11 protein-coding genes are annotated in these 13,449 nt (G+C 72.3%); 2 read left to right on the top strand and 9 right to left on the bottom strand.

The window, feature by feature from the left end:
- The first annotated feature begins 75 nt into the window (after positions 1-75).
- Positions 76-930, top strand: coding sequence for a SigB/SigF/SigG family RNA polymerase sigma factor (locus tag AB0L59_RS18220; protein WP_365584414.1), 855 nt, complete (start codon positions 76-78; stop codon positions 928-930).
- A gap of 19 nt (positions 931-949) precedes the next feature.
- Here the strand turns inward: AB0L59_RS18220 and AB0L59_RS18215 are convergent, their stop codons facing one another.
- From AB0L59_RS18215 to AB0L59_RS18195, 5 genes are all read right to left on the bottom strand, one after another.
- Positions 950-3,172 carry an FUSC family protein gene (locus AB0L59_RS18215; protein WP_365585042.1) on the bottom strand — a complete coding sequence of 741 codons (2,223 nt, stop codon included), beginning with the start codon at positions 3,170-3,172 and terminating at the stop codon, positions 950-952.
- A 96-nt stretch (positions 3,173-3,268) separates the two neighbouring features.
- Entirely contained in the window at positions 3,269-3,478 is a 210-nt protein-coding gene (locus AB0L59_RS18210; protein ID WP_365584412.1) for a DUF4287 domain-containing protein, read from the bottom strand.
- Between the two features lie 96 nt (positions 3,479-3,574).
- Entirely contained in the window at positions 3,575-4,951 is a 1,377-nt protein-coding gene (locus AB0L59_RS18205; protein WP_365584410.1) for an NAD(P)/FAD-dependent oxidoreductase, read from the bottom strand.
- A 233-nt stretch (positions 4,952-5,184) separates the two neighbouring features.
- Positions 5,185-5,619 (bottom strand): ATP-binding protein, encoded by a 435-nt coding sequence (locus AB0L59_RS18200; RefSeq protein WP_365584408.1) that lies wholly within the window; start codon positions 5,617-5,619, stop codon positions 5,185-5,187.
- A gap of 167 nt (positions 5,620-5,786) precedes the next feature.
- Positions 5,787-7,685, bottom strand: coding sequence for an AMP-dependent synthetase/ligase (locus AB0L59_RS18195; protein WP_365584405.1), 1,899 nt, complete (start codon positions 7,683-7,685; stop codon positions 5,787-5,789).
- 151 nt (positions 7,686-7,836) lie between these two features.
- Here AB0L59_RS18195 and AB0L59_RS18190 point away from each other — a divergent pair, with 151 nt between their 5' ends.
- Entirely contained in the window at positions 7,837-8,070 is a 234-nt protein-coding gene (locus tag AB0L59_RS18190; protein WP_365584402.1) for a DUF6480 family protein, read from the top strand.
- 9 nt (positions 8,071-8,079) lie between these two features.
- Here AB0L59_RS18190 and AB0L59_RS18185 read toward each other — a convergent pair whose 3' ends face one another.
- The 4 genes from AB0L59_RS18185 to AB0L59_RS18170 form a co-directional block, all read right to left on the bottom strand.
- Complete coding sequence (locus tag AB0L59_RS18185; RefSeq protein ID WP_365584399.1) at positions 8,080-9,168, bottom strand: glutamate--cysteine ligase; 1,089 nt, start codon at positions 9,166-9,168, stop codon at positions 8,080-8,082.
- A gap of 94 nt (positions 9,169-9,262) precedes the next feature.
- Positions 9,263-11,470, bottom strand: coding sequence for a 1,4-alpha-glucan branching enzyme (glgB, locus tag AB0L59_RS18180; RefSeq protein WP_365584396.1), 2,208 nt, complete (start codon positions 11,468-11,470; stop codon positions 9,263-9,265).
- Between the two features lie 4 nt (positions 11,471-11,474).
- Positions 11,475-12,839, bottom strand: coding sequence for a maltokinase (locus tag AB0L59_RS18175; RefSeq protein ID WP_365584393.1), 1,365 nt, complete (start codon positions 12,837-12,839; stop codon positions 11,475-11,477).
- Between the two features lie 31 nt (positions 12,840-12,870).
- Positions 12,871-13,449, bottom strand: a 579-nt coding sequence (locus AB0L59_RS18170; protein ID WP_365584392.1) for an alpha-glucosidase C-terminal domain-containing protein, incomplete at its 5' end; no start/stop codon positions are given.

Below are 13,449 nucleotides of genomic sequence, written 5' to 3'. Positions count from 1 at the left end.
ACACCACCGTTCGGGCCGAGCCGGGAACCCCGTTCCGGCGCTGTGCCCTGAAACCCCGTTCAGGAGCGATTCCGCATGCTGACCGACATGTCGACAAGCCGTCGCGACACGCACGCCACGACCGCAGACGCCGGCGCACCCGCGCGGCGCACCCATGACGACGCCCCTGACACCGCGGAACTCTTCGCCCGGCTCGCGGAACTGGACGACGGACCGGAGCGGGACGCCGTACGAGACGAACTCGTCGCCGCCTGGTTGCCCATGGCCCACCGGATCGCCGGCCGCTTCCGGGACCGGGGCGAGTCCGTGGAGGACCTGCGGCAGGTGGCCGCGCTCGGGCTGGTCAAGGCTGTCGATCGCTTCGACCCGTCCCGCGGGGCCTTCGAGAGCTACGCCGTGCCGACCATCACCGGTGAGGTGAAGCGGCACTTCCGGGACCGGATGTGGGCCCTGAGGGTGCCGCGCCGGGTCCAGGAACTGCGCAACCGGGTGCGCATCGCCCGCCGCGAACTCACCCAGCACCCCGGCAGCTCCGAGCCCACCGTCGCCGAAATGGCCGCCCACACCGGCCTCACCGAGGAGGAGGTCGGCGCGGGCATGGAGGCACTGGAGAGCTTCAGCACCCTGTCCCTGGACGCCGAACTGGCCACCGGCGACGACGGTTACAGCCTGGCCGACACCCTCGGTGCCATGGACTCCTCCTACGACGTCGTGATCGACCGCGAGGCCGCCAAGGAGGGGCTGCGCCGGCTGCCCGAGCGGGAGCGGACCATCCTCTACATGCGGTTTTTCGAGGACATGACGCAGAGCCGCATCGCCGACCAGCTGGGCATCTCCCAGATGCACGTCTCCCGGCTGATCAGCCGCAGCTGCGCCCGCGTGCGCGACGAGGCGATGGGCCGGCACGCGTGCGGGACCGACCCGGCATGAGGGCGCGGCCGGGGCGCCGTCACTTCTTCGGCCGGTCCGGCCCGGCCGTGATGCCGAGCGGCCGGGCCAGACCCGAGACCGCCTCGTCCAGGCGCTGCAGGTGGCGCAGCACCCGGTCGGTGACCCGGCCGTAGCGCGGGGTGCGCAGGGTTCCCGGCTCCAGCATCGAGGCGATGCTGGAGCCGGTTTCGATCTCCGCCGTCGCCCGCGGGTCGGCGACATGTGCGGCGATCGCCTCGATGTTGTGCACGATCCGCCTGCACGCCCCGCTCAGCCGGGGGTCCGCCGCGATCGACGGGTGCGTCGGCAGCAGCTCGGCGGTGGCCGCGAGCGAGCGTCCGTGGTAGGCGCAGGTCTCCAGCAACGCCACCACGTACCGCGCGGTGTCCCGGCGTGAGCGCAGCGGGGTGATCGGATGGGTCAGCGGCTGGATGGCCGCACGCAGGTCGGCCAGCGCCTGGTCCAGGTCGCGCGCCTGCTCCACCAGACCGGCGCCGACCCCGCCGCTCAACTGGTCGACGGCGGCCCGGGTGACGTCGGCGAGCCGGTCCAGGACCGTGACGAGGAGCTCGTTGGTACGGCGGTCGGTGCGGATCGGCAGCACCACCGCCGCCGCGATCACCCCGCAGGCCGCGCCGAGCGCAGTCTCCTCCACCCGCAGCACCAGCACGGACATGCTGTAGGTGTTCAGCAGGGTGTACAGCAGCCCCAGCATCGCCGTCACGAAGAACGACATGAGCGTGTACGAGAGCGGAGCGGTGTAGAACATCGCGAAGATGAACACCAGCACCAGCGCGAACGCCGTCCAGGTGTGGTGCCCGACCAGCCCGGCGAGTCCGATGCCGGCCACCACACCGAGCACCGTGCCCAGCAGCCGCCGGTAGCCCTTCACCAGGATCTCGCCGGTGGAGGCGGTGTTGATGAACACGATCCAGCACGTCAGCACCGCCCAGTACCAGCGCTGACCGGACAGCATCTCGCCACCCGCGATGGCCAGCGCGGAACCGACGGCCACCTGGACCGCGGCCCGTGTCGTGGGCCGCCGGAGACCGGTCGGCTCCGGCTCCTCGGCCTCGGCCTCCTCGCCGGCCTCGATCGCGGCGTCCTCCGCGTCCAGCTCCTCGCGCGAGCGGATGGTCGCCGGGCTGTCGTCGGACTCGTCCTGCGGCCCGTCCAGCGCCAGCCGCAGACCCAGCGCGGCCCTCGCGGCCTCGCCGAGCCCCCGGAAGACGTCCTGCACGGCCGGGGAGGCCTTGGGCAGGTTCTCCTCCTCGCGGTAGCCGAGCAGCCGGTTGCGCACCTGGGCCAGCGCGGTGCCCCGGGCCTCGCCGACCGGCCGCAGCATCAGCAGCCGCAGCGCCTGCAGATCCCGTCGCAGCGCCGCGGACGCCTCGTCCCGCACCGGCAGCTCCCCGCCCGAGGGCAGCGGGGCGCCCGGCAGATGCAGGGTCAGGGTGTCGGTCCGCTCGGCGCTGCGCGCGGTGAGCAGCAGCAGCCCGAGCCGCTCGGAGGCGATCTCGGCGTCGGCGACCCGGCGCTGCAGCAGCCTGGCCGCCGCCGCGTCGGAGGTGCCGTCCTCCAGCCGCCCCTGGATCATCAGCGCCGTCTCGTGCAGCCGCGCGGTGGCCGTGCGCAGATCGTCCAGGACCTTGTCGACGTCGTCCGGACCGGCGTCCAGCAACTCTGCCTGGACGGCGATCAGCTGCGCGAGCCGGGCACGGAAGGCCCGCCGCAGCCGGTCCAGCGTGCCCGCCGGGGTCTGCGGCAGCAGCACGAAGCGCGCGGTGGCGCTGCAGGCGAACGCCACACAGATGACCCCGTACAGGGCGGGCAGTGTGGGCGTGGCCGCGTGCACGAACAGGGAGAGGAAGTAGATCTGAAACCCGATCAGGCCCAGCGCCGTGCCCCGGTCGCCGAACCGGCGGCCGTAGACCGCGCAGAAGATGAGGGCGACGAAGAACAGGTCGCCGGCGACGACCTGTTGGTTCAGCAGCGCGCCCAGCGACACCGAGGCCAGCGCCACCGGGAGACCGAGCACGAGGGTCACGGCCTGCCGGGAGCGCTGCTTCTCCCGGATGGCGAAGGTCGACACCATCGCCGACATGGCGCCGGCGACCAGTTGGGGCACCGGCACCCGCAGGGCGGCCAGGACGGCGAGAGTGAGGGCGATCGCGGTGACCGTGCGCGCTCCCGCCGCAAGCCGCAGCAGCCCTGGATCGGACGCCGCGAGCCGGTCCCACATCCGTACCCGCCCCGACCGTCCCGCTGTGCTCACGCCGCCGCGCTCTCTCCCGTGCCAGAAATCGATCTCCGACCCAGCATCGCACGCCGGCGCCGGCTACTTGTCCTCGGCCAGGGGCGCGGCCACCAGGGCGTCGGCATGGCCGGGGCCGAGACCGCGCCCGGACCGGAGCCGGCCGGTCAGTTCCCTGTGCGTGGTCGGCGGCGAGGAGCGGACCAGCCCCTGCCACTCGGCGATCGCACGGCCGTACTTCTTCCCGAACGAGGGGAACCAACGCGCCGGGCCCTGCACGGTCTTCTCGGCCATGGCGGTCTGTCTTATCCGCGGGGCGTCCGCCGATCATCGGGTGGGACCGCCGATCCGCCGGACGGTGACCGGCGGTCCTCGGAGACCAGCGTCACATCAGAGGTTCTGGACGCCCGTGCCCTCCACCTGGGCCCGCACCTGCTCCGGCGTCAGATACGCGTCGGTGAACTCGAAGTCCTTCAGCCGGGCCGGCTTGCGGGCCTGGAAGCCGGTGCGGACGAAATCGTCACCGGCGACCGAGTTCAGCAGCCAGTTGGTCATCACCCGGGTCTTGGCGACGTTGGTGCGCAGCGCCGACCAGTGGTAGCCGCGGGCCACCGCCTGGGCCAGCACACCGCGCAACTCGACGCCGAGCGGCTTGGACACCGCGTCCTTGCCGCCGAGGTCGACGACGAGACCGAGATCGCGGTGCACGTACGGGGTGGGCGGGAGGCCGCGCAGGGTCGCGATGACGTTGTCGGCGACCTTCCTGCCCTGCCGCATGGCGTGCTGCGCGGTGGGCGGGCAGACCGCGCCCGGTTCGTCCTTGGCCTCGTCCGGCACGGCGGCCGCGTCCCCGAGTGCGAACACGCCGTCGTGGCCGGGCAGGGTCATCTCGGCGGTGACCGCGAGCCGGCCGCGGACCGTCTCAGCGCCGAGGGTGGCGATCAGCGGGCTCGCGACCACACCGGCCGTCCAGATCAGTGTGTGCGTCGGCACCACCCGGCCGTCGGTGAAGGTGACCTCCTCCGCCCCGGCCTTCTCGATGGACACGCCCAGCGACACCTCGATGCCGCGCCGCCCCAGGATCTCCTGTGCGCTGCGGCCGAGCTTCTCGCCCAGCTCCGGCATCAGCTTGGGAGCGATGTCGATCAGATGCCACTTGATCAGACCGGAGTCCAGACGCGGGTAGCGCTGTACGGCGGCGTGCGTCAGCCGTTGCAGACACGCGGCGGTCTCGGTCCCCGCATAGCCGCCGCCGACCACCACGAACTGCAGCCGGGCGGCCCGCTCGGCCGGGTCGTCGCTGGCGTCGGCGAGGTCGAGCTGGGTGATGACGTGGTCGCGGATGTAGGCGGCCTCGGCGAGGGTCTTCATCCCGAAGGCGTGCTCGGTCAGCCCCGGGATGTCGAAAGTGCGGGTCACGCTGCCCGGGGCCAGCACGATGTAGTCGTAGGGTTCGTTGACGATCTTGTCGGTGATGGTGCGGACGACGCACACCTTGGCCTTCAGGTCCACGCCGATCGCGCCGCCCGGGATGATCCGGGTGCGGTACTTCTTGCTGCGGCGCAGGCTCAGAGCGATCGACTGCGGCGTGAGCACCCCGGAGGCGACCTGGGGCAGCAGGGGCAGGTACAACTGGTAGGAGTTCGGCGTCACCAGGGTGACGTCGGCCTCGGCGGGAGCGAGTTTGCGCTCCAGGCGGCGGACGCACTCGACTCCGGCGAAGCCTGCGCCAACCACCAGGATCCTGGGTCGTGTCACGGTGTTCATCCCTTTCTGCGGCTCCAGGCGGTCCGACTCGACGCCGTTCGTTTGCCCTGGATCGGTGCACACCACCTTCGATCCCACCGTGGCCCGAGCCGTTCCGCCAGCTGGGTACGGCAGGCAGACGAACGCGTGGGCACCAGCATGCCCCCGCCCGGACTGGAGTAACCGGATGCCGCACACATACACGTCGTACGCGCGTGCCGTACACGTGGCGCGACCGCCGAACCCCGCGCACGTCACCAGGGCAGGAACGCGTGGATGTCCTTGCCCTCGTCGTCGACGACCACGCTGACCTGCGTGCACAGCGTGTGCATCAGGTGCCAGCCGATGCCGCCGCCGCCCGTGCGCGGGTGGAAGGGCCGCGGTTCCGGCCGGATCGTGCTCGTGTCGCGCATGGTCACGTGCACGCCGTCGAAGGTGCGCCGCATCCGCAGCCGGAACGGGCCGGGCGCGTACTGGATCACGTTGGCGGCCAGCTCCGTCACGACCAGCAGAATGTCGTCCCAGTACTCGTGCTCGGCCGGCGGCGACTGCACGGCGAGCGCGCCCAGGAACTCCTCCGCGGCGAGCCGCGCTTCCGTGACGTTGCGCAGCTCACCCGCGAAGGAGAAGGTGCGTTCGTACCTGTCCTCCGCAGGCGGTGTGCCGTCCCCACGCCGCTCCGTCGCCATCTCGCAATCCCCGCTCCCGGCCGGTCGCGGCCTCGGCGGCCGCGGCGGCCGGGACGGCCGTAGGTCTGTCTGATCTCCTTCTGCGCTCGCGGGTTCCCCAGAGCCGGGCGAGCTATCCGTCCGCCCGGCCCGCAGTCGTGACGGCGGGACCGGCGCGTGCGGGACCGTCAGCGGAAGACGTCGTCCTGCTCCTCCCAGTCCGCCGGCTCCGGCCGGCCCCGCGGCACCCGGGACCGCGCCTGGTACATCGCCTCGATCTCCACGGCGTAGTGCCGGACGATCTCCTCCCGCCGCAGCTTCATCGAGGGCGTGAGCAGCCCGTTGTCGGTGGCGAACGGCTCCGGCAGGACGCGGTGGACCCTGATGGACTCCGCCCGGGAGACGGTGCTGTTCGCGGTGGCGACGGCCCGCGCGATCTCCTCGCGCAGCGCGCTCTCCTCGCGGGACTCCCGGCCCGGGCTGTCGCCCTGCAGCGCCAGGGCACCCCGCCAGTGCGCGAGGAAGTCCGGGTCCAGGGTGATCAGGGCACCGACACAGGGCCGGTCGTCGCCGATCACCACCGCCTGGTGCACCAGGGGATGCATGCGCAGCCGCTGCTCCAGCGGGGCCGGGGCGACGCTCTTGCCGCCGCTCGTGACGATGATGTCCTTCTTGCGCCCGGTGATCGTCAGATAGCCCTCGGAGTCCAGCCGTCCGATGTCTCCGGTGGCCAGCCAGCCGCCGCGCAGCGCCGCCCGCGTCGCCTGCTCGTCCCCGACATAGCCCTGGAACACCGACGGACCGCGCACCAGGATCTCCCCGTCGTCGGCCACCTGCACCTCGGTGCCCGGCAGCGGCAGGCCCACCGTGCCGGACTTCTCGCGGCCGAGCGGCTGCATGGTGATGCCGCCGGAGGCCTCGGTGAGTCCGTACCCGTCGTGGACGAACACGCCGATGCCCTCGTAGAACAGGGTCAGTTCGCGGCTCAGCGAGGATCCGCCGGAGGTGCCGCGCAGCGCCCGCCCGCCGAGCGCGGCGCGCAGTCTGCGGTACACCGTCCGCTCGTACAGGGCGTGTTGCAGCCGGAGCTCGAGTCCCGGCCCCGGCCCGGTGCCCAGCCGGCGGCGCTCCTCGGCCGCGGCGAAGTCCCGCGCGGTCTGCGCGGCCCGCTCGAACAGGGCACCCCGGCCCGCCTGCTCCGCGGTCCGCAGGAACGTCTTGTACAGCTTCTCGAACACCGACGGCACGCCGTACAGATACGTCGGCCGGAACGTGCGCAGCGCCGACGCCAGCGTCGCCTCGGTCAGCTCCGGCTCGTGCGCCATCAGGACGCCGCCGCGCACACACGTGAGCATGATCATGAGGCCGTACACATGGGAGAACGGCAGGAAGGCCAGCACGGACGGCTGTTCGCCCGGCGGCGCCGCGGTGTGCGCCCAGCCGGCCAGCAGGGTGTCGCAGGGGTAGGCGAGGCCGCGGTGGCTGAGCGCGCAGCCCTGGGGACGGCCGGTGGTGCCGGAGGTGTAGACGACCGCCGCCGTGGCGTCGGGCAGCACGATCCGGCGCAGCGACTCCACGGTGGTGTACGGCACGAGCGCGCCCTGCCGGACGAGGTCGGGCAGGGCGCCCGCGTCCAGCTGCCAGACATGGCGCAGACGCGGCAGCCCGGCACACACCGTGCCTACGGTCATCACGCCCTGCTCGTCCTCGACGATCACGGCCACACAGCCCGCGTCCCGCAGGATCCACTCGACCTGATCGCGCGAGGAGGCCGGATGGATCGGCACGACCTCCGCGCCGACGGCCCACAGCGCATGGCTGAACACGGTCCACTCGTAGCGGGTGCGGGACATCACGGCCACCCGGTGGCCCGGCGACACACCGGCTGCGACCAGCCCCTTGGCCAGGTCCATCACCTCGTCCCGCAGCTCGACGGCCGTCACCTCCTCCCAGACGGTGGCGGCCGGATCCGCGCGGTGCGCGAGCACCGGCAGGGTGGGATCGCGCTCCGCGGTGTCGAAGACGCTGTCGGCGAGGCCGCCGGTGAGCGGTGGGGCAAGGGGGGGAGCGAGGGCGACGTCGCGCATGCGCTGCTCCTGGGTGTACTGAGGGTCACACCGCCGATCGGCTCTGTGTCGGCGGTGCTCGAATGTAGCCGAGGTGAGCGCGTTCGGGGCGCGGAACGGCGAAGTCGTGATCGGGCTGATGACGTCGGCTTGTCCGGGGGACTCGGCAGACATGAGCCATGTGAACCCAGATCCGGAACCCGAGCGCACCACCGGGCTGGAGCCCGGCGGCTCAGTGCCGCCGGGCGAGACCCCGCCCGCCGAGAGCAGCCTCCCCGAGGCCGGGCCCAGGGAGCCGCACGTCCAGCACAGAGGATGGGCGAAGGCGCCGCTGACGCTGATCCTCGTTCTCGTCGTCCTGGTGGCGCTGTTCTTCCTGGCGTACGCCCTGGTACTGATCGTCTGACCGGAGCGCTCAGCCCTGGGTGTGCCGTACGCACTCGGTGACGACGTCCCGCAGGCTGCCGGCCCGCTCCAGCAGCCGGCGCTGCTCTCGCGCGCCGTTGCCGCGACGCAGCAGATCCGCCATGCCCTGTTCGGCGCGCTCGGCGTCGCCGACCTCGGTGAGCGCGTCCCCGGTGTGCTCCAACAGCGACCTGAGGACGTGCGGGGCGGGGGCCGGACGCATGGTCGCCGGGTCGAGCAGGTCCTTCTCCAGGGCGTACCGGGCGGCCTGCCAGTCGGCGAGCCGCAGCAGGCTCACGCTGTGGTCGGGCGCCGGCCGGCCCGCCCGCCAGTCCCGCGCAGCCGTCTCCACGAGCGCCCGGCACAGCGTGGCGATCAGCGCGGCGGTGCCGGCGCAGAGGCACACGTCCGCCACCCGGATCTCCACGGTCGGATAACGGGCGGACAGCCGCGCGTCGAAGTACACCATCCTCGTGTCCAGCAGGGCACCGGTGGCCAGCATGTCCGCCACCCTCTGGTGATACCGCTCGGCCGACACGAACGGCTCGGTCGGCCCGGCCGACGGCCAGCGGTTCCACACCCGGCTGCGATAGCTGGCGTAGCTGGTGTCCTGGCCCTGCCAGAACGGGGAGTTCGCGCTGATCGCCCGGAGCACCGGGAGCCAGGGCCGGATCCGGTCGAGTACGGCGATGCCCTCCTCGTCGGACTCCACCGACACATGCACATGGCAGCCGCACACCAGCTGCTCCCAGGTCGGTATCCCGTACTGGCCGGCCAGCCACTCGTAGCGCTCGTTCACGCTGAGGGAGGGGCTGACCGGCAGGGGAGAGGTGGCCAGCGCCACGACCGCGCAGCCCAGCTCCCCGGCGTGCCGCGCCGCCTCCTTGCGGCAGCGCACGATCTCCTCGCCGAGGTCCGTCATGTCCGACTGCGGATGCGTGGCGAACTCCAGCATCTGCCGGAACAGCTCCTTCTCGAACACGTCCTGCCCCGGATCTTCATGGGCGACCCGGGCGAGGACGGCTGCCGCCAACGCCTTCGGGTCGCCGGTGTCCGGGTCGACCAGAAGGAGTTCCTCCTCCACTCCGACGGTGCGCACGTGGTGCCACCCTTTCGTGTCCATGCCACGACGGGCAGTCGTAGGTCCGTACGACCCCCGACTGCCCCTGGGCGGGCCGCCGACACCTGTGGCTTCAGTGCTCCGGCGCGAGCCAGACCGTGGCGAGCGGCGGCAGCGTGAGCCTCAGGAAACCGTCCTCGGGCTTCAGCGGCTCCCCGCTGCCGACGCCGCTGCCGCCGTAGCGGACGTCGTCGGTGTTCAGCTCCTCCTGCCAGGGACGGACGGGGATCTCGTCCGGGACCCACAGCCGGTAGTCCTGCCGGACGACCGGGGAGAAGTTCGACACCGCCAGCAGCGGCGAGCCGTCGGCGGCGAAGCGCACGAACGCGAAGACGTTGTCGTCCGCCGCGTCGCACAGCACCCACCGGAAGCCGCCCGGGTCGGTGTCCCGCTGCCACAGGGCCGGGGTCGCCCGGTACACGGTGTTCAGGTCCCGCACGAGGTCCTGTACGCCCCGGTGGTCACCGGCCGAGTGGTAGTCGTCGCCCAGCAGCCACCACTCGGGCCCCTGCGCCTCGGACCACTCCGCCCCCTGTGCGAACTCCTGCCCCATGAACAGCAGCTGTTTGCCGGGATGGGCCCACATGAAACCCAGATAGGCGCGGTGGTTGGCCCGCCGCTGCCACCAGTCGCCCGGCATCTTCGACACCAGCGCCTGCTTGCCGTGCACGACCTCGTCGTGGGAGATCGGCAGGACGTAGTTCTCGCTGTAGGCGTACACCATCGAGAAGGTCATCTCGTTGTGGTGGTACTTGCGGTGCACCGGCTCCTTCTGGACGTAGACGAGCGAGTCGTGCATCCAGCCCATGTTCCACTTGAGCCCGAAACCGAGACCGCCGCTGTCCGTCGGCCGGGTGACCCCGTCCCAGGCGGTGGACTCCTCGGCGATGGTCACCACACCCGGGCAGCGCCGGTAGACGGTGGCGTTCATCTCCTGCAGGAAGGCCACCGCGTCCAGGTCCTCGCGGCCGCCGAAGACGTTCGGCTCCCACTGGCCGGAGTCCCGCGAGTAGTCGAGGTAGAGCATCGAGGCGACGGCGTCCACGCGCAGCCCGTCGATGTGGAACTCCTGGCACCAGTAGACGGCGTTGGCGACCAGGAAGTTGCGCACCTCGGTACGGCCGAAGTCGAACTCGTACGTCCCCCAGTCCGGGTGCTCGGCCCGCCGGTCGTCCCCGGGTTCGTACAGCGGATCCCCGTCGAACCGGGCCAGCGCCCAGTCGTCCTTGGGGAAGTGCGCCGGCACCCAGTCCATGACCACGCCGATGCCGGCCCGGTGCAGCGCGTCCACCAGGTACTTGAAGTCGTCCGGGGAGCCGAGGCGGGGCGTCGGCGCGTAGTAGGAGGTGACCTGGTAGCCCCACGAGCCGCTGAACGGGTGCCCGGCCACCGGCATCAGCTCGACGTGCGTGAAGCCCATGTCCTTGACGTATGCGGGCAGTTCGTCCGCGAGCTGCCGGTAGGTCAGCCCCGGGCGCCAGGACGGCAGGTGGACCTCGTACACCGAGAACGGCGCCCGGTGCACCGGCGTGTCACCCCGGTGCGCCATCCACTCCGTGTCGCCCCACTCGTACCGCGACACGGTGACGACCGACGCCGTGTCCGGCGGCACCTCGGTGCCCCGCGCCATCGGGTCGGCCTTGAGGAACCGGTGGCCGTAGCGCGAGGTGATCTCGAACTTGTACCGGGCGCCCTCGCCGATCCCGGGCAGGAAAAGCTCCCACACCCCCGACGCGCCGAGCGAGCGCATCGGGTACTGCGTGCCGTCCCAGTACGTGAAGTCCCCGGCCACCCGCACTCCCTGGGCGTTGGGCGCCCACACGGTGAAGCGGGTGCCGGCCACACCCTGGTGCGTCATCGGCTCGGCGCCGAGCGCCTGCCACAGCTGCTCGTGCCGGCCCTCCCGGATCAGATGCAGGTCCAGTTCGCCGAGCGCGGGCAGGAAACGGTACGGGTCGTGCACCTCCTGCTCGACGTCGTCGTACGCCACCAGCAGCGTGTACGACGGGACCTCCGGGTGCGGCAGCACGGCCGCGAAGAGACCGTCGCCCTCCGACCGCAGGGAGTGGCGCACGCCGTCGACGACGACGTTCACCACCCGCGCGTGGGGGCGCAGTGCCCGGAACAGGGTGCCGCCCGGGACCGGGTGGGCGCCCAGCAGGGCGTGCGGATCGTGGTGCGCGCCGCCGAGCAGCCGGCCGCGGTCGGCCGGGTCGAGCGGGACCGCGGCCGCCGGCGCGGGGGCGGCGGCCTCCGGGAGCGAGGTGTCGCGCAGAGCCATGACGTCAGCCTCCCCACACGGCGAGCCGTTTGATCGCCGCCATCGGTACCGGCAGCCAGTCCGGCCGGTGTCTCGCCTCGTACAGCACCTCGTAGACCGCCCTGTCCGTCTCGTGCGCGCGCAGCAGCGCGTGCTTCTTGCGTGGATCCCAGCCGGCGCGGGCCGCGTAGCCCGCGCAGAACGCCTCCCGGCAGCGGCGCGCCCATTCGGGTCGCCAGGGGCGGCGCTGCCGGGCCGCGTAGTCGAAGGAGCGCAGCATCCCCGCCACGTCCCGCACGGGGGACTGAGGGGTCCGCCGCTCGGCCAGCGGCCGGGACGGCTCGCCCTCGAAGTCGATGACGAACCAGTCGCGGCCGGCCCGCAGTACCTGCCCGAGGTGCAGATCGCCGTGGATGCGCTGGGCGGGCGGCCCGGTGTCGCAGGTGGCGAGCGCCCCGAACGCGGCGCGCAGCCCCGGTACGAAGGGCAGCAGCCCCGGCACGGCGTGCGCGGCCGCGTCCAGCCGAGCGCACATCGCCTCGGCCGTACGGCCGTTCTCGCCCGGCCCGGCCGGGCCGAACGCCTCGGCCAGCGCCAGGTGCACCTCGGCCATGGCCCGCCCCAGTTCCTGGGCCTCTGCGGTGAAGTCGTCGCCCGCGGCGAGCGCGCGCAGCGCAAGCGTCCAGCCGTCGTACGCGTCCGGCAGGAACGGCTGCAGCACGCCCAGTGTGGCCGGCTGGGGCGCGGTCGTACCGAACCAGGCCACCGGCGCGGGCACCCGCGTGCACCCCTGCGCGGCCAGCGCGGCCGTCACCTCCAGGTCCGGGTTGACCCCCGGCTGGATACGGCGGAAGACCTTGAGGATGTACGCGTCGCCGTACACGATGGAGGAGTTGGACTGCTCCGCGTCCAGCAGCCGCGGCGGCAGACCGCCGGGCACCTCGGCGGCCGGGTCCCCCTCGAACCGCAGCGGGCCCGCCGCGCCGGGCCGCCGCAGCCGTTCCAGCAGCAGATGGGCCGAGCGCGGGTCGTGCAGCGCGTCGTAGACCGCCAGCCCGGCGAACGGGCCCTGCTCGGCCCGCCCGATGTACGCCCGCTCCAGCCGTGGGGCGAGGCGCTCGCGCAGGCCGAGCAGCAGCTGGTAGCAGTCGCCGGGCGGGTGAGTGCCGCCCGGCGTGGGCACGGGCGCGTGCGACGCGTGCACCAGCAGGTGCAGACACCCGGGGAACAACTCGGTCACGCAGAGCGCCGTCAGATCGGCGACGGGCCGGTCCTTGCCCGCGAACCAGCGTTGCCTCGGCAGCCATTCGCGCAGCAGCCCACCCAGCGAGACCAGGGGCCCGTCGAGGCCCGCCGCGGCTCTTGGTCGGGCGGTGATGGTCTTCGGCATGGTGACGCGTCCTTTCCTCGGCGCCGGTCCGTCAGCGACGGCGGCCGATGCGGGATGCGACTCGGGTGAGCCGGAACCAGTAGAAGCCGTGGCCTTGCAGGGTCAGCAGGTAGGGAAGCTCACCGATGGCGGGGAAACGCACTCCGCCGATCAGCTCCACCGGGTGCCGTCCGTCGTAGGCCCGCAGGTCCAGCTCGGTGGGCTGGGCGAAGCGGGAGAAGTTGTGGACGCACAGCACGAGGTCGTCGCCGTACTCCCGGAGGAAGGCGAGCACCGCCGGGTTGGAGGACTGCAGCTCGTCGTAGGATCCCAGTCCGAAGGCAGGGTTCTGCTTGCGGATCTCGATCATGCGCCGCGTCCAGTGCAGCAGCGAGGACGGCGAGGACATCGAGGCCTCGACGTTGGTGACCTGGTAGCCGTAGACCGGGTCCATGATCGTGGGCAGGTACAGGCGTCCGGGGTCGCAGGAGGAGAAGCCCGCGTTGCGGTCGGGTGTCCACTGCATGGGGGTGCGCACGGCGTCGCGGTCGCCGAGCCAGATGTTGTCGCCCATGCCGATCTCGTCGCCGTAGTAGAGGATCGGTGAGCCGGGCAGGGACAGCAGCAGGGC

It is taken from the genome of Streptomyces sp. NPDC052109, assembly GCF_040680195.1.
Lineage (GTDB): Bacteria > Actinomycetota > Actinomycetes > Streptomycetales > Streptomycetaceae > Streptomyces.
The sequence above is the reverse complement of the archived record's forward strand: the minus strand, read 5'-3'. Positions and strand labels throughout refer to the sequence as shown.